This window comes from Salinivibrio sp. IB282 (assembly GCF_001995685.1).
GTDB lineage: Bacteria > Pseudomonadota > Gammaproteobacteria > Enterobacterales > Vibrionaceae > Salinivibrio > Salinivibrio kushneri.
The window spans coordinates 1-21,294 of the sequence record NZ_MUET01000034.1; the positions used below are offsets into that span (position 1 = coordinate 1).

The 21,294-nt window shown below is 46.1% G+C and carries 20 protein-coding genes and 1 pseudogene; 8 read left to right on the forward strand and 13 right to left on the reverse strand.

The features are described from left to right. The coding region (locus tag BZG14_RS15770) for a hypothetical protein (protein WP_206744419.1) at positions 1 to 218 on the forward strand (218 nt) is incomplete at its 5' end. 908 nt (positions 219 to 1,126) lie between these two features. Here the strand turns inward: BZG14_RS15770 and BZG14_RS08585 are convergent. The 4 genes from BZG14_RS08585 to BZG14_RS08605 all read right to left on the reverse strand — a co-directional run bounded on the left by BZG14_RS08585 (position 1,127) and on the right by BZG14_RS08605 (position 5,289). Beyond that, positions 1,127 to 1,441, reverse strand: a complete 315-nt coding sequence (locus BZG14_RS08585) for a hypothetical protein (RefSeq protein WP_077608517.1) — start codon at positions 1,439 to 1,441, stop codon at positions 1,127 to 1,129. A gap of 341 nt (positions 1,442 to 1,782) precedes the next feature. Beyond that, positions 1,783 to 2,949: a hypothetical protein gene (locus BZG14_RS08595; RefSeq protein ID WP_131825175.1), complete on the reverse strand. Its 1,167-nt coding sequence runs from the start codon at positions 2,947 to 2,949 to the stop codon at positions 1,783 to 1,785. Then, complete coding sequence (locus BZG14_RS08600; RefSeq protein ID WP_077486577.1) at positions 2,946 to 4,268, reverse strand: hypothetical protein; 1,323 nt, start codon at positions 4,266 to 4,268, stop codon at positions 2,946 to 2,948. Before BZG14_RS08600 ends, BZG14_RS08595 begins: the two co-directional genes overlap by 4 nt. 13 nt (positions 4,269 to 4,281) lie before the next feature. After that, complete coding sequence (locus BZG14_RS08605) at positions 4,282 to 5,289, reverse strand: OmpA family protein (protein ID WP_158011737.1); 1,008 nt, start codon at positions 5,287 to 5,289, stop codon at positions 4,282 to 4,284. A gap of 369 nt (positions 5,290 to 5,658) precedes the next feature. On the opposite strand from BZG14_RS08605, the pseudogene BZG14_RS15900 reads away from it, so the two are divergent. Next, a pseudogene (locus BZG14_RS15900) lies at positions 5,659 to 5,856 on the forward strand (DDE-type integrase/transposase/recombinase); the annotation flags it as partial. Positions 5,857 to 5,955: 99 nt separating this feature from the next. Here the strand turns inward: BZG14_RS15900 and BZG14_RS08615 are convergent. Genes BZG14_RS08615 through BZG14_RS08630 form a run of 4 tightly spaced genes read right to left on the reverse strand, consistent with a single transcriptional unit; the run spans position 5,956 to position 11,462 of the window. Next, positions 5,956 to 6,837: a DUF7281 domain-containing protein gene (locus BZG14_RS08615; RefSeq protein WP_077608521.1), complete on the reverse strand. Its 882-nt coding sequence runs from the start codon at positions 6,835 to 6,837 to the stop codon at positions 5,956 to 5,958. Continuing rightward, positions 6,834 to 9,626, reverse strand: a complete 2,793-nt coding sequence (locus BZG14_RS08620; protein WP_077608522.1) for a hypothetical protein — start codon at positions 9,624 to 9,626, stop codon at positions 6,834 to 6,836. The genes BZG14_RS08615 and BZG14_RS08620 overlap by 4 nt, the downstream gene beginning before the upstream one ends. Further along, positions 9,620 to 10,195: a condensin complex protein MksE gene (locus BZG14_RS08625; RefSeq protein ID WP_077608523.1), complete on the reverse strand. Its 576-nt coding sequence runs from the start codon at positions 10,193 to 10,195 to the stop codon at positions 9,620 to 9,622. The genes BZG14_RS08620 and BZG14_RS08625 overlap by 7 nt, the downstream gene beginning before the upstream one ends. Next, complete coding sequence (locus BZG14_RS08630) at positions 10,185 to 11,462, reverse strand: hypothetical protein (RefSeq protein WP_077608524.1); 1,278 nt, start codon at positions 11,460 to 11,462, stop codon at positions 10,185 to 10,187. Before BZG14_RS08630 ends, BZG14_RS08625 begins: the two co-directional genes overlap by 11 nt. Before the next feature lie 317 nt (positions 11,463 to 11,779). Here BZG14_RS08630 and ylqF point away from each other — a divergent pair, with 317 nt between their 5' ends. From ylqF to BZG14_RS08645, 3 genes are all read left to right on the forward strand, one after another. Further along, positions 11,780 to 12,724, forward strand: a complete 945-nt coding sequence (gene ylqF / locus BZG14_RS08635; protein WP_077608547.1) for a ribosome biogenesis GTPase YlqF — start codon at positions 11,780 to 11,782, stop codon at positions 12,722 to 12,724. An 84-nt stretch (positions 12,725 to 12,808) separates the two neighbouring features. Continuing rightward, positions 12,809 to 13,069 (forward strand): CopG family ribbon-helix-helix protein, encoded by a 261-nt coding sequence (locus tag BZG14_RS08640; protein ID WP_077486570.1) that lies wholly within the window; start codon positions 12,809 to 12,811, stop codon positions 13,067 to 13,069. Further along, complete coding sequence (locus BZG14_RS08645) at positions 13,069 to 13,344, forward strand: type II toxin-antitoxin system RelE/ParE family toxin (protein WP_077486569.1); 276 nt, start codon at positions 13,069 to 13,071, stop codon at positions 13,342 to 13,344. Before BZG14_RS08640 ends, BZG14_RS08645 begins: the two co-directional genes overlap by 1 nt. Before the next feature lie 110 nt (positions 13,345 to 13,454). Here the strand turns inward: BZG14_RS08645 and BZG14_RS15680 are convergent, their stop codons facing one another. The 5 genes from BZG14_RS15680 to nrdD all read right to left on the reverse strand — a co-directional run bounded on the left by BZG14_RS15680 (position 13,455) and on the right by nrdD (position 19,417). Next, complete coding sequence (locus tag BZG14_RS15680; protein WP_198532036.1) at positions 13,455 to 13,664, reverse strand: hypothetical protein; 210 nt, start codon at positions 13,662 to 13,664, stop codon at positions 13,455 to 13,457. Then, positions 13,661 to 15,340 carry a methyl-accepting chemotaxis protein gene (locus BZG14_RS08650; RefSeq protein ID WP_198532037.1) on the reverse strand — a complete coding sequence of 560 codons (1,680 nt, stop codon included), beginning with the start codon at positions 15,338 to 15,340 and terminating at the stop codon, positions 13,661 to 13,663. Before BZG14_RS08650 ends, BZG14_RS15680 begins: the two co-directional genes overlap by 4 nt. Positions 15,341 to 15,509: 169 nt before the next feature. Then, complete coding sequence (locus tag BZG14_RS08655; protein ID WP_077608525.1) at positions 15,510 to 16,694, reverse strand: amino acid aminotransferase; 1,185 nt, start codon at positions 16,692 to 16,694, stop codon at positions 15,510 to 15,512. Positions 16,695 to 16,783: 89 nt separating this feature from the next. Further along, on the reverse strand, positions 16,784 to 17,266 hold the full coding sequence (nrdG, locus tag BZG14_RS08660) for an anaerobic ribonucleoside-triphosphate reductase-activating protein (protein WP_077486566.1): 483 nt from the start codon (positions 17,264 to 17,266) through the stop codon (positions 16,784 to 16,786). A 9-nt stretch (positions 17,267 to 17,275) separates the two neighbouring features. Next, on the reverse strand, positions 17,276 to 19,417 hold the full coding sequence (gene nrdD, locus BZG14_RS08665) for an anaerobic ribonucleoside-triphosphate reductase (RefSeq protein WP_077608526.1): 2,142 nt from the start codon (positions 19,415 to 19,417) through the stop codon (positions 17,276 to 17,278). 351 nt (positions 19,418 to 19,768) lie between these two features. Between nrdD and BZG14_RS08670 the strand changes: the two genes are divergently transcribed. From BZG14_RS08670 to BZG14_RS08675, 3 genes are all read left to right on the forward strand, one after another. Further along, complete coding sequence (locus BZG14_RS08670) at positions 19,769 to 20,620, forward strand: endonuclease/exonuclease/phosphatase family protein (protein WP_158011738.1); 852 nt, start codon at positions 19,769 to 19,771, stop codon at positions 20,618 to 20,620. Between the two features lie 114 nt (positions 20,621 to 20,734). Then, positions 20,735 to 20,878, forward strand: coding sequence for a hypothetical protein (locus tag BZG14_RS15570; protein ID WP_155522534.1), 144 nt, complete (start codon positions 20,735 to 20,737; stop codon positions 20,876 to 20,878). 92 nt (positions 20,879 to 20,970) lie between these two features. Beyond that, positions 20,971 to 21,288: a hypothetical protein gene (locus BZG14_RS08675; protein WP_069362950.1), complete on the forward strand. Its 318-nt coding sequence runs from the start codon at positions 20,971 to 20,973 to the stop codon at positions 21,286 to 21,288. The last annotated feature ends 6 nt before the right edge of the window (positions 21,289 to 21,294 follow it).

The following is a 21,294-nucleotide window of genomic DNA, read 5'->3' on the forward strand; positions in this document are numbered from 1 at the left end:
AACCAATCATTACGGTATCTAATGATAAGAAAACAGGTCTTGTTGTATATTATTTACCCGAAAACGGAGAAATGCGCGTTGGTATGAAAAGCGRTGATGCCATTAAAGGCTCTGGCGATTACATCGTTACCGTTTCTTACAAGGAAAAAAACGATAAAACACGCACAGCTAAAGCGCTTTTCTCCTATAGGATCAAAGATCACGCTACCTCGCAGTAGATTTTTACTGGAGTTAATTAAATAGGGCGAACGCATGAGTTTCTTTTTTAATTTATAAATAAGTATTACTGCCATATGAATAACGACCTGATTTAGTCAATCACTGCTGGTAGATTTTTCATCGTTGTGCGATTTCTTATTTATTAGCAAGTACATGGGATTGTCAGAACCTTTAAATTAAAAGCCCGCTAACTCATGTGCTCGCTCTAGTTAATTTTATATATAAAAATATACGTTATCCGAGTTTCTGCACCTAATTATCTAATAAATTACGTGAGACCCTTCACGTATCGAGCAACTAGATCATTCAATGCTGGCTATACAAACTGGTTTCTGATGTCAATCACTGAATAACCTATCTATCACTACTATCAGGAGGCTAAATGTGACTCGTCATCAAAAATCAAATACTTCTCTGCTAGTGCCTCAAAGTCAGCATGATTGCGCAATTGTCACGAACGCATCGGCATCTTCGGCGAAATAAAATAGCTGCGGAATCTTGGTTGTACAACGCTGCCTTGCTGATGTATTCTTCGGCTGCAATTTCCGAAACATTTTTATTATTCGGCGGCAACTGTTTCTTGAAAATGGCGGCTTTTCTTTCTTCGAAATATTTCGGCGTCATGTCCTTATTAGCCCTACATTGTTGTATTTTAGGGCGATTTATATTCGGACGAATACTCTGACACCTAGGGGGGGAATGCACACCTTGTTACCTAATCAAAAGATTTCGCCAAAAAGCAAAGATCAAACGACAAGATGTGCTAATTCAGTATCTTATTCTCTCTAGCGATTAAATCAAATTAATAGTTTGGCTGTTGTCGAGCATTGTTTGATCGAAAAAAACTTATATCTAATAATATGACAGCGTATGAGAGCTACTTAGATGCTTATTTATATATTTTTGTTTACCAGTCTATTTGACAATCTTTTTGTTCAGCAATAGGCCGAGCAACTCTTTTAGCTCGAACAAGGATGTTATCTCCTTGGGCTTGTGCAGAGTCAACTGCAGATGTATCGACACCGACTGCAGAGGCCAGGCTTGTCATTGAATCTACAGTGCTATTCGCGTCATTATATGAGGTTATTGCTGAATTTATTTCATCACAAGACATTGACTCCCAGTCATTACTTAATAATGAGCTTTCGCCACCGGTAGCCATACATCCCGATAGTGCTAAAACACACAACGCTGAAGATGCTTTTAAAATAGTACCTTTCATTTTCCTCTTCTCCTTACATTGAACTAATTTTTTCAACATCTATAAACCTATAAGATACTAGATGCAGAATCAGGTTTTCCTTAAATTAAAGCAGGGACTTTTGGCCGACATTTTTTACTACTTGATCGCCACATTAAATGTCAAACATTTTTTATCATATCACTGATATTATCGAAGTCAACCCAATAACAAGGATAAGATCACAAATAACTTTATTATACCTCTCTCGAGCTCAGATCTTGCATTTTGCACTAAAGTAATTTTCAAGGAAGTTGACCAGATTTCCGTAAGCGGCCAGGATTGCTCCTGACCGAACGGACTATTGCCCTGCTAACATTATATTACATGGTTAGATTTGGCTCTCTATCAAACTCTATATCATAGCGATAGGCATCGCCCTTTTGATCTATCACTGAGTCATCTGGAGCGCCAATCTGCCCTGACATCATCTTCAAATTGCCTTTTAGCTTTAAGACATCACTTTTCTGGAATCCATTGAATGTTGAGTCAACAACTTTTGCGTTTAACTCACAGTTCTGGCCACTGCAGCTTACATTGCCTTTTAGTGTCATATACTRATCACCAATAACGAGCCAGCTGTATTTGAGCTCTCCATTTGGGAGGTAAGCCAGTCGCATAGACGTTGCCAGTTTTTTGCCATCTGACTGGGTTAACTTTCCGTCATAGCTCGACGCTTCAAAAACTATGTTGTCATCTTTTGGTAGCACCAACTGAGTACCATAGTGTGCGACATTAGCACCGGAATGAAGCAGGTATGTCGTCCAAAAAGACTCCATACTCTCGTTCAGACTGGTATCTGAGTTGGTATAGTTCACTCCATAAATATAGAATTCAGCGTGATTAAAGAACACAGGAAAACGTTCAGCGGCCTTTTCTGCAAGGGCTTCGGGATCTGCATCACCAGGCTTTATTAAATCTGATTTTTCGACCATGTCAGAAAAAACGATTACTCTAGGGATGCCACTTTTAATATCTAACCTATTGGAATCATAATAAAGAGCTTCAACGAGCTTTTTGACGGGAAAATCATCTTGATACTGAGGTGGAGTCTTATTTTTGGTCCCCTGGAGCGGATGGGCAAGAGCTTGAGGAAGAAGTTTCGAAAATTCTTTTTGATCATTCTCTAGCTTGTCATCAATACCTCCGACAAACATGCTACCTAGACCATCATCACTCTTCTTTTTTTTATAAACCGCTTTTGTATAAGCCGGATAGCAGGTATCCCATGAAAGTTCTACATTGGAGCCTCCATCTTTGATGGTGACAACTTTAACTCGTTCACCAGGAAGAAATTTAGTCTTGTTAAGTATATCTTTATACCAGTTAGGATCTTCCTTCGCGATGATGGACTGGTCTAAATAGAGAATGGTTTGTCTGTCCACTCCTTCCTGATCACAGTAGCTCTTCAGGTCAGTCGTTCTTAGCAAGCCACTAGCATTACTTGTCAATGATACTGTAGCTAATCCTATAGCAATGAGTTTCTTCATGAATAATTCTCCAATGACAACATTTTACGGACATCAGCAGCTTGTAATGATAGATCGGTATTTAAATACTCTTCCAAGGATAATTGTCTAGGGCCGATTTGAACGTTTGGCATGCCTTGGTTTCTAAAGGAACTGACCAAAGCCGATTGATGGTGCTCAATAATTTCATTAATAGTTACGGTGGCCTGTTGTATTAGTGACTCYTCTTTAGCAAGGAGACGTTCGATATAAGCGTGTATATCCTTACTATTGTTTGTATCCGAGCTGTGAGCATTCTTTAGCTTCTGAATCCTATCATCGAACTCAGAGTCAATGCGGTTGAGCTCTTCTTTTAACCCTTTATCAACTGCAAAGAACTTTACTTTAGCTTTGTTATAATTTCCAAGTGCTTCTTGATAGTCGGGTCTCGAATCGTGAATGAAGTAACTAATTGCAACCCCTACCAACCAAACAAGGATGTTCATCAATATAAAAGGTGTCAGTTCGGACCAAACACTGGTAGTAGTTTCCTCCATCCCTGCGAGGCCGGGTAAACTGCCTGCGCCATTTCGCACTAATGATTCTTCAAGTACGTCGTAACGGTTGTATGTAACGACACAAAGCGCAATGACTAGTAGTAATGAAAAAATCAACTGAGTGTATACAACTTGGTTTTTGTCACTTTTCTTTCGGTGAGGAGCAAATAGCGCTAATCGCTGTTTGATTAATGCACCATGGAAGTGACTTGCAACAGCAATTGCAAGAGCTATTAATATGGTTGCACCCGCTGCGACACCTGGAGGGTACTTAATGTTGAATGTTGAGAAGTTAATAAACCATTCAACACAGCCAACGAGCGCAATTGATATGAGGTAAAGCCACAAGCGAGGTTTGACGGGAGGTTTGCCACCCATCTCTGCTCTCATACCCTCATACAATGTCTTACACTGATCGTAATTATATTTAAGGTCAGAGTAATGGTTATTTGCCATGTACTCTTCCTGGGCTTTGCTTTTGGCTTCTTCTGCTTGTTCGACCAAATCACGTTCCTTCTGGGAAACGTCAGATGCGTTGGATTTATTGATCTCTTTTTTTGCTCGGATGATTACGTCATTTCTACGAGAAACCCATCGACCCATTCGTTCTTTTATAGAGCGCACTGTCAAATCCTTGATACGGATTGTTAAAAAGTCTTTGGTTGTATTCAGGTGTCCCGATTTTCCTTCTTCCACTTCTTCCAACACTACATTTGTGATGTGCTCGCTAGAGAAAGAGCGGTTTGCGTCATCAATGGGGGTATCACTAATGAGGTTGTCAAAGTCTTTTCGGATATCTTCCATAATAACAAGTTCTCTATTGATTTGCTTTTAGATGGTATTTCTTAGGTAGCTTGAGGGGTTTTCTGGTTTCAGTCACAAAATCAAGGACGGGACGGACTAAAGTTGGAACCTCAAGAGGCTCTCTGACTGACGGCGCTGACACTTCAATCCTTTCACGCTCGCTCTTGGTTTCATAACGTTTATCAGTTTTTAATATATCATTGCTCAGAGACTTAGCGAGTACCGCAAGCTCATTTATCTCAGGAGTTTGCGTCACGACACTGTCTGAGTTCTTAGTATCCAGAACTAAACCTTTGTCCGAGTCATAAACGTCCATTATCGGGAGCAATGCTCTGGTGCAGGCTGGATCAATGTCAGTACAGTCTCTCTGCCTGATAAAAGACTTCACAAGTTCTCTAGACTTAGCAACCAATAGCTCTACTCTTCGGTTCAATTGTCTACCATGTTGACTGGTGTTGGTATGAGCGGGATAAATTTCGCCTGCGGGTATAAGCTTTATTTGGCTTTCTGAAACGCCGCTTGTATGTAATAACGCTGCAATTTTTAAAGCTCTCTTAGTACTCAATGCTTGGTTATATGTACGACTCCCAGTGCTGTCTGTATGGCCCACAATAAGCAGGTAATAACTGGGTTCCCCAGATGAGTAGGTGGTTGCAAATTGAGATATCTCACTGATGTCGACCATTTCAAGGTTGCTTTTGTCAAGTCCAAATAAAACGGAACTTTGAAACTCAACTCTATGTAGCAGGTGCTCTTTGAGCTTGAATTCCTGGATATCTATAGTGTCATACTTTTCACTTATAGAACTCAGTTGACTGTCTGTAATGGTCGATTGAAGTTCAAACTTTACCGGCTTGGGCATTAACTCTTCCTGAGCAGTTCCATAAGCCTCGATACTCTCTCTTTGAGCGGAACCTTGATTTGTCTCATCTATAGGGGATTGTCGAGAAAGTAGCTTTACGGATTGGCAAGCGGAGAGTAAAAATACCAAAGAAACTGTGAGAAGAAACTGTCTTTTCATTGCAACGTCCCTACCTGACGACACTATCCAATCATACTTTTCGGACCATACGACCATCGAGATAAAAAGACTGATGGCTTTTGCAGCTCCAAATCCGATATATACTACTTAATAGTTACCATAATAAGCAAGCTTTTACTGGAACTAAGTATGTACCTTTTTAAGTCGCGATTGTAGTAGCGTAGTGAATTTGGCCGCCTGATTAGGGGGGAGGTAAGGTACTCCTCATAGCGTGACAGATGAAACCATGACCAAACGCACACAATGTAATTTCAGCGCGGAATTTAAACGTGAAGCCGCCGTGCTTGCTCTCGAACAAAATTACACGATTATCAAAGCATCTGCAGCTTTCGTCACTGGCAACAGCACGTTGAAGCAACAAATCACGTTTGGTGTGGTGACGTCACATACATCTGAACCGGCAACCGATGGACTTATCTGGCTGTCGTCATTGATTTATTTGCACGAAAAACCGTTGGCTGGGCGATATCGTTGTGACCGGCCAGCACGTTAATCAGTAACGCATTGAAAGTGGTATATGAGAGCCGTAGAGGCCCTAAACAGATAGCGCATGCATATTCAATAAAATAACTATGCCATTGACACTTGAATGAATAACATACGATTTACTGGGTTATAGTAGTTCGCAAGCTTATGATATCACATCTACTGTTCATTCAACCAAATCACCTCTTGCTCCAAAGCTAAGCCATGCTTCTGCATTTCCGTCACCAACTCTCGTAACTCTGATGACTGTGCTAAAAGCTTTTGGCTGTTGCGCTCGAAAGAGACAAAGTCCCGGGCGGTGTCAACCCAAAGCTGGTTTTGTCCATAACGCAACAAAAACGCCTTCCAATTCGGCATCATCCAAAACTCTGCTCTTTCTGTAAGCTTCTCTTTGAGGCGGCGGTAGTTATTCAGCCCAACTCCATCATAGTCAGCAAAAAAGTAGACTATCGGTGCCCTTTCAGGCACCGATAACCAATCAATCAGTTTGTTGTGGAGCTGCCCGCGGTACCAAATAACGGTAGTAGGTTCGTTATTAGGCAACCAATCTAGTCTGTCAAATAGCGCTTGGTTCTCCACCAGCCAAATGGAATGTTCTGTGTGAAGATGGCTATTTCGCTCTCCGCCCACCTCAAGCGAGAATACACCAAACGCTTCTGTGGCTGCATTTAAGTGCTCGGTTGGTACTCCGGAAACCTCCCACAAAGGGTTCGCAACCGTTTTAGCCAGCACGTAACTAACATCGAGAGCTGTGTATCCTTGTTTGCTGCTGCGTGTCGAGGCTATGTTTACCGTTCGTTGCGGTACACTGGAAGATACATGTTGTTCGGGGGCTAATCGTTCAAGTTCAACGGCGGCTACATCCATGTCTTGAATTCGATAAACAACACCACGGCCTTTAGGCGTAATTTGCACACACCGCGTTTTGTGATTGAACGCTTCAAGCTGCTTCTTTTGAGACGGTGTCATTCTACTCCCGGCAACGGAATCAGGGTAAACCTCAACGAGTCGCGAGAGTGCTTTCACCAACGCCTGGCTCATAGCGATGGCTCTGCATATGATTGGGGCAGCTCTTGACTCTCTAGTGGTTCGAAAATCTGCCAGCTATTTCGACTAATATGATTTTTGCCATTGGCTTGGTGAATTGGCACACAATAACGCGCGGTGGTTAAGGGGGCTGGTGAGGCAAATATCAAGGCAAAACCGAATTGATCCGCAATCTCTATCAAGCTCGTTTGGTTCTGGGTATCCAAAGCTGACGCTTCATCCAAATAACAGACTGCTTTCATTTGGTGGCGTTTATCTTGCATGAGGTACAACATCGCCAGACCCGTCACAAGCTTCGCCATCAATACGGTTCCGTTAGAGGCGGCACTATCAATTTCTTCAAATGACTCTTGCTGCTGGTCGTGCTTGGCAACAACAAATTCAAGCCGGAATAAGTCTGCTACTCTTAAACCTTGGCGAGCATTGCCCTCATCAATCAGCAGGCTCTTCGCGCGCTCTAAATCAGCATCATCGAGGATACTGCCCTGATCAAATAGCTCAAAACTTTGACCACTTTCAGTTTGCTCTGCTTGTTGGATCAGCACATTCATCGCATCAACAAGCAGACTTTGTTCGACTGGCTCAATTTTGAAAATTTTAAGATCTGACAGCTGCCTTTGGCTGATCAGGCGGTTGAATTCCTTCATCTTACTTTGCAATGCATATAAACCACTGCGCAGCTCTCTTAAACTGGCAGTGACGTTGACGACGGCCGATCGGGCCCGCCTTTCCAGTGCTTTTTTCTCATCGTCCAAACAATGATTGAATTGAATAATACCCTCTAATTCTTCATCTTGTGTTTGCGCCATCTGAAACTTAGTCAGCCCTTTTTGACCCAATTCATTTTTCATTTGGCGCAATTCTTTTGATAGCTGATCAAGGGCTTTGCAATCTTCAATGTAGTCCTGAAGACGATCCGGAAGTGACGCCAAAGACCAATCATCCCCCGCTATCCAGGGCGAATGTGGCTGGTCAGAAAGTCCGCTAAATAGCGCTTGGTCATCTATTCTTTGTTTTTTTAGTTTTTCAACACTGCTCTCGTCTGAAGCCAGCTTATTAAGCTTATCCGCTACCTCACTTAATTGCCTTGAAAGATCGGCTTGCTTTTCTCCTGAGTTGTTAAGCGCATCGTTAATCGCTACTCGCTGTTTCTCAACAGCCTGTCTTTGCTCGATTCGCTGTGCTTGATTGTGTGTTAACTCTTGTAACTGTTGGAATTCTTTTAGCTCTTGTTCACACTGCCTAACGGCACTATTTAATTCGGCCTTTTTCCTCTCAGCCGCCTCTTGCTCTCTACTTGCTTGTAGTAATTCTTTGAGCTCGTTTATCTGCTCATTAACGCTACCAATTTCCTCCAAAACCTCTGACTCTGTTTTCTGCACATGCTGAGGCAATAGCTCATGAAGCGACAATGTTAAGCCGGGGAGCAAGCATTGCTGTGAGGACTCGCAATTAAAAACGCTTCGCAACTGCTCAGCATTAAGCGAGTACTGTGAGGGTGGCAGTTGCAGAACTTGTTGGCTGAGCACCTTGTTTAGATTATCTAACTCTTGTGTATTGAGCGTCTTAGAAAGGTGAAGGTATAAATTGTCATTTAGGGTTCGCTGTTGATACTGCAGCCGCTGGCGCTGCTGTTCTTTTTCTTGCAATTGTTTGCGAAGCATCTCGGAAGAGGAGCGCTGGGACTGAACACATAATGTGGCCTGCGCTTCATACTCTTTCTCAGCGGATCGTAACTGACTCTCTAGGAACTCTTGATTCGGAATTAGTGCAAATCGCGCTTTAAGTTCTTGATAATGCTGCTCCGTACGATCTAGCTCTGCCAGTTTATTGGCTAAGTCCTGGCGTTCTCCAGCTAGAGCGATATCTTGGTCTCGAAGTTCACGTGAGGTTTGTTCAAGCTTAGCCTTTTGCTTAACTAGCTGTTCCCGCGTCGTTTGAACGTGACCATGCCAGTCTTTTAGCAACGCATCCACTTTAGGTTGACATACGGCGATCTTTCCTCGTAAAGATAAGGTACGCTCAAACTTTTGCTCGAGTTGGTAAATCATCTTTTGATTATTGAAAGCGGCTAGGTACTGCTCGCGCTCTAAGTTAATGTCTTGAAACGCTTTTTCCCATTCCTGCTTAAAATCAATACTGGCGTTGGGTAGCTCTCGACTAAATATCGTTAACAAATATTCTTTCACATCACTAGAATTTAGTTTGTCGAGTCGCAGCGTCTTGGTGAGTACCTGCTGGAAGGAACGGGCATCGCTAATATGCTCAAGCTTGAATACGGTAAAGTCAATATCGCTCGTCTTCTTGCTTTTTGCACCGCCATAAATCAAGTGACGGAAGTCCCTCTCGTTATATCGATGGACGCTATATTTCTTTTTTGCTAAGTGACTGACAAGCTTTGGTTGGCTGACGATATTACCATCATCTAAACGATAATCGTCTAAATTCAACTCTCCCTTGTAGGCAAAGTACTCATAGTCATGGCCCACCCCTTTACCGACACACCCAAACACCACTGTGCCCGTTTGCGGTAGAATTACTTCTAGTAAGATATAGGCGCTGTTATTTGGGAAGTAAAAGCGACGCGTTTGATCTCGCGTGTGCGAGCCAAAATCCATTTTTCTCTGATCGATGATAAGCAGAAATTGAAGCGCATTGATAAGGCTTGTTTTGCCATGGTTATTGGGTGCGATTAATGACACAGAATCATCGAGAGGAAGTTCAGCGCGCTGGTACCCCGCACTGCCGATTAACGCTACACGTTGAAAGCCATAAATTAACATGATTCATCTTCCTCATAAGCCGTAGCCGCTATATCACTCTCAGATGCGTGCTCTGTAATTGCTTGGAAGTGATCAAGGTAGCGATATACCGACGGCAACAAACGCCAGTGATTGTTCTCTTGAACGGCAAAACCTTTTCGCACAGCGTTGTCGAGTATCTTTGCGAGTGCATCTCGGTCTAGCTCTTCTGCATCCAAAAGTCCTTGATGCTTTCCGTAAATGTCATCGAGTAAGGTGTTATCAATTGTCCATTGGTAAAACTGGCCAAGGGAGCGACCGCTATCCGCTTGATGATCAAATAGCACCATTAGCAATAACGCTAAATGACGCGATTGTTTATTGATGTTCTGATTACCTTCTTCATCATGAAACCAAGCAAAGCCCCGTCCATCAATGCGCAAATCAAAACCTAGGTTTGCAAATAGATACTGATACTGTTCTGCTTGCAGCTCAAGCTCATGCCATAGCGCGGCATCCGCCGAGCGGTTAAGGTGTCGTCCAGAGCTAAAAAGGTGAAATAACTCGGTCAAATGTGCCAGTTCATTTAAATCGATTTTACTATTTTGCATGATCTATACCCTTTGCAGGAGTTGGATCAGTTAATGTCCTGATTTTATGAGGGTAATAAGTAACGGCGACGGTGTTTAACGCTGTAGTATTCGAGTGTGGCCCTAACGTGCTTTCCCATTGAGGCTCTTGCACAAGTTCATGGTAAAGTCTTAATAACGCTGCGTCCGGTAAATGCGGATAGTGTTCCCTCAGCCATATCATAAGATTGTCAATCGGCAACGAATCGCTCAGCTTTTCTCTCAACCGCGCTTCATCCACCCAGCTGACCGTTGAACTCATCGGTCCATCTTCTTCATCAGGGAAAACAACAGCAATAGGCTCAAAATTCATGAATTCAGCCATTAATTCACGCACCTCATTGCCCAATTGAATTTTGGTGACACGGCTACTTGTCCACAAAGGTAGCCCCTTGGCGTTGAGCCCTCGCGCTAATCCCTTTTTACGAACTTGACTGAGCTGCTTACTAATCACCGCTGAAAGCTGGTTATGCTGTCTTGCTTCCTCACGTAATGGCAGCAAAGTATCAGCACATTGTTGAGCAATGACGCGTCCTTGATAACGAAGCTCTTTCACTTGATAAGCTATCTGGCGCATCGCCAGCCTTTGTTGATACAAAGCGCCACGTATCGAGAGTCGATCGACCGCATCATCCAGTGCTTCTTCTGCTTTTTCTAATAACGGGTAGAAGCTACCACCAAGGCCGCTGTCCATCATTTCGTTCATCGGCTCAACGTATTGATCGTACACTTCTAGGACTTCACGGTAACGACGTTCTATTGGCATACTGGTATCCGCTGATTTCGCTAATTCTGCTATTTCAAAAATTGCTTGTTTGTCTTGAATTAGCTGTTGGGTGATCTTTCTGACAAGCTCTGAGAGTCTGTTCGCGCCGGCACGCAGCAAATCATTGTCCGACCCATCTAGCCCTTCTAAAACCTGGCTGGTGGCGTCTCTAATCGCGTCGACTCGCGCTCTAAGTACCGCTGATAAGCCAAGCTCATGCTCTTGCGTCAAGCCTCTCACAAAATCCACGACTAATGTATTTAGCTGATAGTCACTACTTCGGTTAATAGGTTGCAATATATCTGCATTAACAAGGCTAGTGAGTACAGTATTACTGTCTGTTTGCTTATTTTTGAATTGATTAATCACCTGCTCAAGTACTCTCAGCTCAAACGCTGGAAACTCTCGCGAAAGCCGCGTTAGCTGCTCAACAACCTCCCAATGTTGATGTAACTGAAAAATGAGACTTTTAGGTGCGACCATTTCACTCCCTTATTCAACGACTTGTCGACTTTCATTCCGCCGAGACTATCTGGAGGTTTAACTATTTTTATGATGTCTGCTTAATAGCAGTAGGTAAACACTAAACGCATAAACATGTCGAATAACTAGACTAGGATCTAAATTGCGCACGTAGTCTATTAGGTGAGAGTGGCTATTTCGATACCGCGCGTTGTCATCGATAATCCAGAACACCCCAGCTTTTCTCATCGATACCGTTAAGTGGTATGATGCGCGCAATTGTCGCGCCACTGACTTGTATGACGTTGGCGCATTCGCATCAGCAAGGTTGTACAAACATGGTTAACAACAAGATCCAGTGGTTTCCGGGCCATATGCACAAGGCTCGCAAAGAAATCGAAGAAGTCGTCCCTAAGATCGATGTGATCATCGAAGTGCTCGACGCACGCATCCCCTTTAGTAGCGAAAACCCTCTGATCCGCACACTACGTGGCGACAAGCCAGTGATCAAAGTACTGAACAAACGCGATCTTGCCGATCCGGCCATGACAGATTTTTGGATGGCCCACTTGGAGCAAGAGCAAGGCGTTTCAGCAATGGCGATCACCACGCAGCAGCAAAGTGAAGTCAATCGAATCATGGAGCGGTGCCGCGCACTGGCCCCTCATCGCGAAGCCATGGGTAAAAATATTCGCTCAATGATCATGGGGATCCCTAACGTAGGCAAGTCCACCATCATTAACAGCCTTGCCGGCCGAGTGATTGCAAAAACAGGCAACCAGCCCGCCGTGACGCGCCAGCAGCAACGGATTAACTTGCAAAACGGCGTGGTGCTCTCTGATACACCGGGAATTTTATGGCCAAAGGTTGAGAATCCACATAGCGGTTTTCGTCTCGCAGCAACCGGCGCTGTGAAAGATACAGCAATGGACTACGACGAAGTGGCTTTTTATACCGTGGAGTACTTGGCGAGTGCCTACCCCGAGCGGCTACAAGAACGCTATCAGCTTGATGTATTACCCGACACAGACATTGAGTTGATGGAAGCGATTGGTGCCAAGCGCGGTTGTCTGCGCGCGGGAGGGCGGGTTGACTTGCACAAAGCCTCGGAAGTGCTGTTGCATGATTTACGCGCCGGTGCGCTAGGTGGCCTCACGTTAGAGAAACCGGATATGATTGAAACCGAGCTGGTGCAGGTTGAAGAAGACAACGCCCGTCGAGAGGAAGAAAAAGCCGCTAAAAAAGAGGCTCGTCGTAAGCGTTACCTCAAAAATAAGCGTTAACTTCGAACAACACGGGGCGCGTATTGTGAAGTACAACAAGATTGACTATGATTAACTTTGAATCACAGTGATTAGGAGTACATCATGAATACTAAGGTTGTCACTGCACATGTACCTTTACAGCTAGCTGATAAAGTTGACGAATTAGCGCAACGTCTAGAGCGCTCTAAAGCTTGGGTTGTGAAACAGGCTCTGACGGATTGGGTCGTCATGGAAGAAGAGCGTCACAAACTGACACTGGATGCGTTGGCTGATGTTGACAATGATCGGGTTACTGATCATCAGTCTGTTCAGGCCTGGGCGGAAAGCTTAGGGAGTGAGTCTCCTAAGGACCTACCAGGGTAATGGAAATAAAGTGGACCAGTAAAGCCCTTTCCGATTTAAACCGACTTTATGACTTCCTTGCGCCCGCAGATGCCACTGCTGCGGCAAAGATAATTCGTTCATTGACCAGTGCGCCTAACATATTGTCAGATCAGCCAAGACTGGGGGAGCGACTTGATGCTTTTGAGCCCAGGGAAGTTCGCAGGCTCTTGGTTGGCAGCTATGAGATGCGATATGAAATACAAGAATATACTATGTATGTGCTTCGTATCTGGCATACTCGAGAGAAACGCTAAAAAAGAGGCCCGTCGTAAGCGTTACCTCAAAAACAAGCGTTAATACAGCCAGTGACATGACAACCAGTCTCATGCCAAAGGGGTATTCGGCCCCTTTGGCAAGGATGCAGCTAGACTTTAAATTGCCCCACTAATTGTTGCAGCGCCGTATTTGCGGCCTGTAAATCATGTGCTCGTTGCTCGGTGGTTTGTCCGTGTTGATGCAGTTTGGCAACGATATCACGGATAGACGTCATGGTTTGGCTGATATCCTCGGTGACTTGGCTTTGCTCGGTGGCCGCCGTGGCGATTTGCGTACTGAGTTCGTCAACCTGCGTCACCGATCACTGACCTGTGCCAACATCTTATCAACTTCACCCGTGCTCTGTTGTGTCCGCGAGGCGAGGTTTCTTACCTCATCCGCAACGACCGCAAAACCACGCCCTTGCTCACCCGCCCGAGCCGCTTCAATCGCCGCATTCAAGGCCAGTAAGTTAGTCTGTTCTGCAATATCACCAATCACGCCGAGAATGGATTCAATTGCTTTAGTATGCTCTCGCATTTGCGCGACTTTTTGCTCACTGGTTTCCACGTTATCGACGAGGGCTAAGACACTGCGTGTCGATGCCTGTGTCTCTTCACGTGCTTGCTGCGCTTCTGATTGCATCTGACGCGTGACATCATGGCTTTGATTCACGTTTTCCGCCACATCAGAGGCAGAGGCACTCAGCTGATTAATCGCGGTAGCCACGCCTTCGGTTTCTCGCACATGAGCCTCTAACGTCGATAGTGTTTGGCTGGCGTCATGAGCAATTTGCTCAACATAGTTGGAGCAGGTTTGATTTGCGCTCATCACTTTCTGTACTAAATCTTGCAAGTACGCGATGAAATCATTCACTGAGTGAGAAATATTATCAAGCTCATCATTACCTTTAATTGGCAAGCGTAGTGTGAGATCCGCATCGCCTGAAGATAAACTATCCACGTTATGCTTAAACGTCTCAAAGCGGCTATGAAGTCGCTTAAAGGCAATGAGCATGATCACGAGCAATAGGCCAATCAAGGGTAACTGGATCCAAGCAAGGGTAGTGAGCATTTTATCGCTCAGCGCCGTGAGTGCCGAGGTTGGTTTAGCAACGACGAGCGTCCAGGGCGTACCAGGGACTGGCGACAACAATAAGGTTTGCTCTTGGCTTTTACCTTGAAAAGTCACACGTTGCGTTTGTTGATTCAAGGCTGTCTCAATGGCTTTGGCAAAAGGCGTGTTAAAACCTGACACCGATTTAAGTACATCATCACGCGTGAAGCCCCCGCGGCTTTGGCTAAGGATCTTTCCATCAGATTCCACAATAGCAATCTTGGCATCTAATGCCTTTTGCTTCTCGGCGACCAATTGATTAAAAAAGCCAAGCGTGACATCAATGGTGGCCACACCGTATAAGTCACCTTGTTGATAAATTCCCATGGCGCAGTTAGTACGAGGCTGCGCACTCGCTCCATCTTTGTACGCATTGGCCCAAACACATTCTCCCTGAGGGGCATTTTGGCCCGCACGGTGCCAAGGTTGGGTGTAATAATTCGGGGCCTCGTCACTATTCCAGTAGGTATTCTCAACCAGTTGCCCACTATCATCACGATGATAAAAGGTGGAGGCGCGCTCAACGCCTGCGAGACGTTTGTTAGGCAGCGGCCATATACCGCCCCCGAATACCAAAGGGTTGCCGTACTGATCAATCAGGTGCGGTAACTGGGTATCGATTTGGGCGCTGGTTAACGTTGGGATTAGTTGCGTAATAGCCCGTTGCTGCGCTTTGACCTCACGCAGTGCAAAGGTAATATCACGCCCAACTTCATTCAGGCTCAGCTTAAGCCTTTCTTCTCCCTCTTTTTTTAGCGTTGGAGCAATCCATGTCTGAATGCTAAATATCGTCAGGATCGTCGCAATCAGTATAAATACGATCAATCCGATACTGTATCGGCCTTGTATGGTGGCAAACGGTGATCGAGTAGTCTGCATGAACATTCCCTATTTGTCTCCAGCTTCGGGACACGAGTATAAGACACCAAACTCTAATGTTGTAAAAAAAGCGTGGGGGAACATCACATTATGTGTGCACAGTTATAAAAAAAGCCCGTCTTACCAAAGTATGACGAGCCTATGAGAATACTTCTACCTGACCAATGACCTAACGAGTAACATCCACCAGCGCATCGGCCAGCCTATCAATGTGACGTTCTGCTAGGCCGGCAACATTAATCCGGCTATCACCGACTGCATACACGCCGTGTTTGTCGCGCAACGTAGCGACTTGCTCTCCTGTTAATCCCAAGACGGAGAACATGCCACGGTGGTGCTGAATAAAATCAAAATAACCATCGCCCGTGCGGTCGCGAAGTGCTGCTGTTAACCCTTCACGCAATGCGTTAATCCTAGTATTCATTGCCTCAATTTCATCACGCCACTGTTTGGTGAGAGCATCGTCGGTGAGGATGGTTTCCACAATCGCAGCGCCGTGATCGGGTGGCATGGTGTAGGTGCTTCGCGCCAGCTGCAAAATACGCCCTTTGGCGTTTTGGGCTTCTTTGGCGGACTTACCCACTACAATCGCCGCGCCGGTGCGCTCACGATACAAGCCAAAGCTCTTAGAGCACGAGGTGGCAATCAACATTTCCTCAACGTTATCGGCGAGAGTACGCAAACCACGCGCATCTTCCTCTACTCCATCGCCAAAGCCCTGGTAGGCAATATCCACAAACGGTGTAAAGCCATTACGGTTTGCAAGCTCGGTAATCGCTTCCCATTCTTTCAGGCTGATATCAGCCCCCGTGGGGTTATGGCAGCAACCGTGTAGCAAGACCACATCGTCCGCACCGGCCTGTGACAAGGCGTTAAGCATGGCATCGGTATCCACCATTTTGGTGTCGCGATTAAAGTAGGGATAGAATTTTACCGTCAGGCCCGCCGCTTCCATGACAGGTTTGTGATTCACATAGCTAGGATCAGTCAGCCATACCGTGGTCACCGGCTTAGCCAAGTTCATCAAATCGGCCAGCATACGCAGCGCACCACTTGCGCCTGGTGTTTGTACCGCAGCGCAGCGATCATAGGCATCTGTCCCTTTGAGCAGAAGATCAACCATGGCTTGGTTGAAATTTTCATTACCTGCCAGCCCAACATAGGCTTTGGTTTGTTGGCTTTGTGCCAGTGATTGTTGCGCCGCTTTAACCGCTTGCATGATCGGCGTTTGACCGTGACTGTCACGATAAACGCCAATGCCCAAGTCCATTTTATGCTCGCGCGGATCGTCACGATACGCCAATGATAAGGAGAGAATCGGATCCTGCTGAGCAGGCGAGAGCAGATCTAACATAGTATTACGTCCTTTTAAGCTTGGATGCTCAAGATACGCTATACCCTACCCCATGCGGGGAAATTGGCAACCTCTTAACCATGATTCTCTTACCCTTTTCGGGCTCGCTCGGACAGAAAGTGTACGCATTGATTGGCACTTCCCCGCCACACCAAATGAGGATCCGCCTCATCTTGGATAAACTTGCCGTCAACTAATACATCAACCAGATCCACAACATCTCGCTGTTTTGATGACAATTCTGCCAATGTATAGCCTGTCCACAGCCAAATGTCTTTGCTCGGTGCGCGGCTGACCACCTCTTGTAACAATTCTTTTACACTGTCGATATTGGCAGGATGAAGCGGATCACCGCCACTTAATGATAATCCTCGGCGCGGGATCCGTGAATCGAGTAAGTCTTGAACAATCTGCTCTTGCATCAGGTCAGTGAAAGGATGGCCGCTGTTCAGCGGCCAGGTGGCTTTGTTGTAACAACCACGACATTGATGTTCGCACCCCGACACAAACAAGGTACAACGTGTGCCAGGCCCGTTAACCACATCAACCGGAAGGTATTGGTGATAATTCACGTCTTCCCCCTACATGTGTTTCACACGGCGAATCACTTCTTGTTGTTTGCCCGGATTAAAAGGTCGCGTATCAGGGCTGCCTAAATAGCCGCACACACGTCGTGTCACTGACACACGTGCCGGATCGTGATTGCCACACGCAGGACAGGTAAAGCCTTTGCTCGTACAATCAAATTCACCGGTAAACCCGCACTCGTAGCACTCATCAATCGGCGTGTTGGTCCCATAATAAGGCACGCGATCGTAGCTGTAGTCCCAAACGTTCTCTAACGCTTCTAAGTTGTGTTGAATGTTGGGGTATTCCCCGTAGCAAATAAAGCCGCCATTGGCTAAGCGTGGGTAATCCATCTCAAAATCGATTTTATCGTAAGGCGTCACCTGCTTTTCCACATCCAAATGGAAACTGTTGGTGTAATAGCCTTTATCTGTCACGCCCTCAATCACGCCAAACGCCTGGGTATCGAGCTGACAAAAACGACTGCACAAGTTTTCACTTGGGGTGCTGTACAAACTAAACCCATAGCCTGTTTCGGCTTTCCAACGCTCAGTGGCWTCGTGAAGATAAGCCACAATCGCCTTGGCTTTCTTTTGTTTCACCACGCTGTCGTAGATGTGCGGCGCGCTACCGTACAGCGCATTGATGGTCTCGTGCAGGCCAATGTAACCGAGCGAAATGGACGCACGTCCGTGTTTAAAAATCTCGCTGACATCATCGTCTGGGTTCAAACGGATACCACATGCACCTTCCATATATAAAATCGGTGCCACCCGCGCTTTCACGCCTTTAAAGCGAGCAATCCGGGTATCGAGTGCTTGGCGCGCAAGGTTTAGTGTCGCATCAAGGCGGGCATAGAACTCTTCCTCATCTCCTTCCGCTTCAATGGCCAAACGCGGCAGGTTTACACTCACAACCCCTAAATTGTTTCGGCCTTCATGCACCAGTGCACCGTCTTGTTCATAAGCACTTAAAAAGCTGCGACACCCCATTGGGGTTTTAAAGGATCCGGTGACGGATACCACTTGGTCATAGTTAAGAATATCGGGATACATGCGCTTAGACGCACACTCGAGCGCCAATTGCTTGATATCGTAATTGGGATCATCGGCCCGACGGTTTAAGCCCTCTCGGATACAGAACACGAGTTTCGGGAATACCGCTGTTTTGCGATTTTCCCCCAGACCCGCAATGCGATTGGCTAAAATCGCACGTTGCACCGCACGCGCCGCCCAGGATTCACCGAGCCCCAAGCCAAAGGTCACAAAGGGAGTCTGTCCGTTGGCGGTATGTAAGGTGTTAACCTCATACTCCAACGATTGAAAGGCATCAAAACACTCTTTGTCGGCGCGCGCACGTGCATACGCTTCAGGCTCCTTAATTGCCCACTCACGCGCGACCAGTAAGTGCTTTTGATAACTGGCTTCCACATAGGGTGCCAGCACTTCATCAATGCGGTTAATGGTGGTGCCACCGTATATATGGCTGGCGACTTGCGCGATGATTTGGGCGGTCACCGCGGTGGCGGTGGCGATGGATTTGGGCGGCGCAATTTCCGCATTGCCCATCTTAAAGCCTTTTTGCAGCATGCCAGCCAAGTCAATGAGCATGCAGTTGAACATCGGGAAGAAAGGCGAATAGTCCAAATCATGATAGTGAATTTCACCTGACTCATGGGCTCTTACTACGGCACTGGGCAGCATATGTTGTTTGGCGTAGTGTTTGGCCACAATTCCCGCAAGCAAGTCGCGTTGCGTCGGGATCACTTTACTGTCTTTGTTGGCGTTTTCGTGCAGCAATTCAGTGTTAGTTTGGCCTACCAGCCCTTGTACTTCATGATTCAAACGGCCACGGCGCTCACGGGCGATATCTCTATCATGACGGTACTCAATATAGGCGCGCGCCACCGCTTTGTGCGGCCCAGCCATCAGCACATCTTCAACGGCATATTGAATATGATCGATATCCACTTCGGCATCGCCAGCAAACTGTGTCGCAATCGTATCGGCTAACCGTCGGATCTCATCGTCGCTCAGTTGACATTGCTCAGCATCACGCATCGACTGCGCTGACTCGCGTGCACAAGTCACCGCCTGGACGATTCGAACTGCATCAAATGGGACGCGCGTTCCATCGCGTTTAATTACCGCTGGCATATGCCCTCCACACCATATATAGGATATACAATAAAATAAAAACACAAGATGTGGCATTAGATAGCAATTAGGGGATTCATTGTGTTGACACAGATCATCGAAGTCTCGAATAACCTTCGTCAGGCGAACTAAATGCCTATCTGTGCCGCAATCTCACTGATCTTCGTTATGATAGTTATCAGTTAAAATCAAAGGTTCTCCGCAAAGTGCTACAATGCGCCAGTGCATGCCCAACATTTCCAGTAGGATCACAGAGAAACGCGTAATAATGAGGTATCCACCATCGTACTTCGAGTTTTAGGCCTGCTCGTCCTTGTCGGAATATTTTCAGCCCCTAGCTATGGGCTGACAGTGGCAACATGGAATTTTGAGTGGCTGACCTTAAAGGACGATCAGCGGGCAGGCATCCGTCATCAAGATGATTATCAACAGCTGTCGTCGATCTTTGTTCAACTCGCTCCCGATGTGTTGGCTTTTCAGGAGGTTGATAGTCCTGAGGCGCTGGCACGTGTCGTTCCCGCGGAGGATTATACTGTCTATTTTTCCGACCGCTATGCAGAACTTAAAGCACGCTCCCAAAGCCAGCAGCTCACCGGAATTGCCGTGCGCAAAGGTTGGAAGGTGGAGGATCCTAACGATCTGCGTCAAATCGCGCTGCCGGGTTTTTTTGGCGTTCCATCGCTGCGGTATGGCACCTATTTAGTGGTTACGCCGCCTAATCAAGAGCCAATACATATCCTCTCAATACACCTGAAATCTGGGTGTTTCAAACAAACCCAAGCCTCACGGAGCTGCGAGAAACTGCGCAAGCAATTCAGTGTGTTAGCCGATTGGGTGCTTGAACATAGAGATAAAAACATTCTCATTGCTGGCGACTTCAATCGCTATATCAGTGATAAACAGGATCCCTATTGGCAACAATTTCGCCAAGCCCTCCTTGAAAATACCTCCGCCCCACCCGATATTGTTAATGTCACCCAAAGCGTGCGTGCACGGTGCAAAGCGAGACGCTACAACTGGCGCACCCAAACGTGGAATCAAGTGATGTATAGCCGTTTGGTCGATCATATTTTGGTGTCTGAATCACTGGCTTCTCGGTGGCAATACAGCTTTCAGCATCATTTTGCCTATCACAAGGTGATGAACTATCGACTTAGCGATCACTGCCCGGTGGTGGCAACGTTTAAAGCCAATGAGCGCTAAAAGCGATTGACCTCCCGAAAAGATTGCGAGAGGCTAGCGCATTGTCATGGTGATGACATAAAGGGTCGTTAGCCTCCCTTCATATGGACTGTTGAAGTCACCCAAGGAGAAAAAATGGATAGCTTACAACATCAAGTCATCCCGACCGATGACGATTTATTAGCCGATTATCTCGGTGATATTGGCGTGCTTCACGGCCAAGATGCGCGCAGTGACAACGACGTATTTAGCGACGACATCGAGGACGCCACACGATAGGCATCGATGTTGCGTTTCTAACATCACGCTGACAACCACACTCTCGCGCCGTAGTAGGTTGTTAGTACATTCACCCACATACCTGATGCACTATGAAAAAACGTCTTTCTATCGCGCTCTTTTTTCTTTCTTTTTTATCATTCCACGCCTCTGCCGCACCTGAACTTATCGCCAAATCCACACTCGATTTTGGCGACTTTGAGGAAACGGCCAACGTAGAGATACAAGGCAATATTCAAGAAGATGTCTTACGCCTGGCCGAACGCGGGGTGGAAAAAGAAGAAGCGGATTATTTCGTGATCGATCAGGTTAGCGAAGATACCAAGAAAGATCTCTTAGTGGTCTCGGTGACGCTTTATCGTGAGCACACCACAGACACGCAAAAAAGCCTAGAAGCTCGCCTCGGCTAATCCGTT

What these genes read in the sequence shown, in the direction of transcription:
- BZG14_RS08585 (WP_077608517.1), bottom strand. Translation starts at nt 1,441, where the DNA reads ATGAAAGGTACTATTTTAAAAGCATCTTCAGCGTTGTGTGTTTTAGCA.
- BZG14_RS08605 (WP_158011737.1), bottom strand. Translation starts at nt 5,289, where the DNA reads ATGAAAAGACAGTTTCTTCTCACAGTTTCTTTGGTATTTTTACTCTCC.
- BZG14_RS08615 (WP_077608521.1), bottom strand. Translation starts at nt 6,837, where the DNA reads ATGAGCCAGGCGTTGGTGAAAGCACTCTCGCGACTCGTTGAGGTTTAC.
- BZG14_RS08620 (WP_077608522.1), bottom strand. Translation starts at nt 9,626, where the DNA reads ATGTTAATTTATGGCTTTCAACGTGTAGCGTTAATCGGCAGTGCGGGG.
- BZG14_RS08625 (WP_077608523.1), bottom strand. Translation starts at nt 10,195, where the DNA reads ATGCAAAATAGTAAAATCGATTTAAATGAACTGGCACATTTGACCGAG.
- BZG14_RS08630 (WP_077608524.1), bottom strand. Translation starts at nt 11,462, where the DNA reads ATGGTCGCACCTAAAAGTCTCATTTTTCAGTTACATCAACATTGGGAG.
- ylqF (WP_077608547.1), top strand. Translation starts at nt 11,780, where the DNA reads ATGGTTAACAACAAGATCCAGTGGTTTCCGGGCCATATGCACAAGGCT.
- BZG14_RS08640 (WP_077486570.1), top strand. Translation starts at nt 12,809, where the DNA reads ATGAATACTAAGGTTGTCACTGCACATGTACCTTTACAGCTAGCTGAT.
- BZG14_RS08645 (WP_077486569.1), top strand. Translation starts at nt 13,069, where the DNA reads ATGGAAATAAAGTGGACCAGTAAAGCCCTTTCCGATTTAAACCGACTT.
- BZG14_RS08650 (WP_198532037.1), bottom strand. Translation starts at nt 15,340, where the DNA reads ATGCAGACTACTCGATCACCGTTTGCCACCATACAAGGCCGATACAGT.
- BZG14_RS08655 (WP_077608525.1), bottom strand. Translation starts at nt 16,694, where the DNA reads ATGTTAGATCTGCTCTCGCCTGCTCAGCAGGATCCGATTCTCTCCTTA.
- BZG14_RS15570 (WP_155522534.1), top strand. Translation starts at nt 20,735, where the DNA reads ATGGATAGCTTACAACATCAAGTCATCCCGACCGATGACGATTTATTA.
- BZG14_RS08675 (WP_069362950.1), top strand. Translation starts at nt 20,971, where the DNA reads ATGAAAAAACGTCTTTCTATCGCGCTCTTTTTTCTTTCTTTTTTATCA.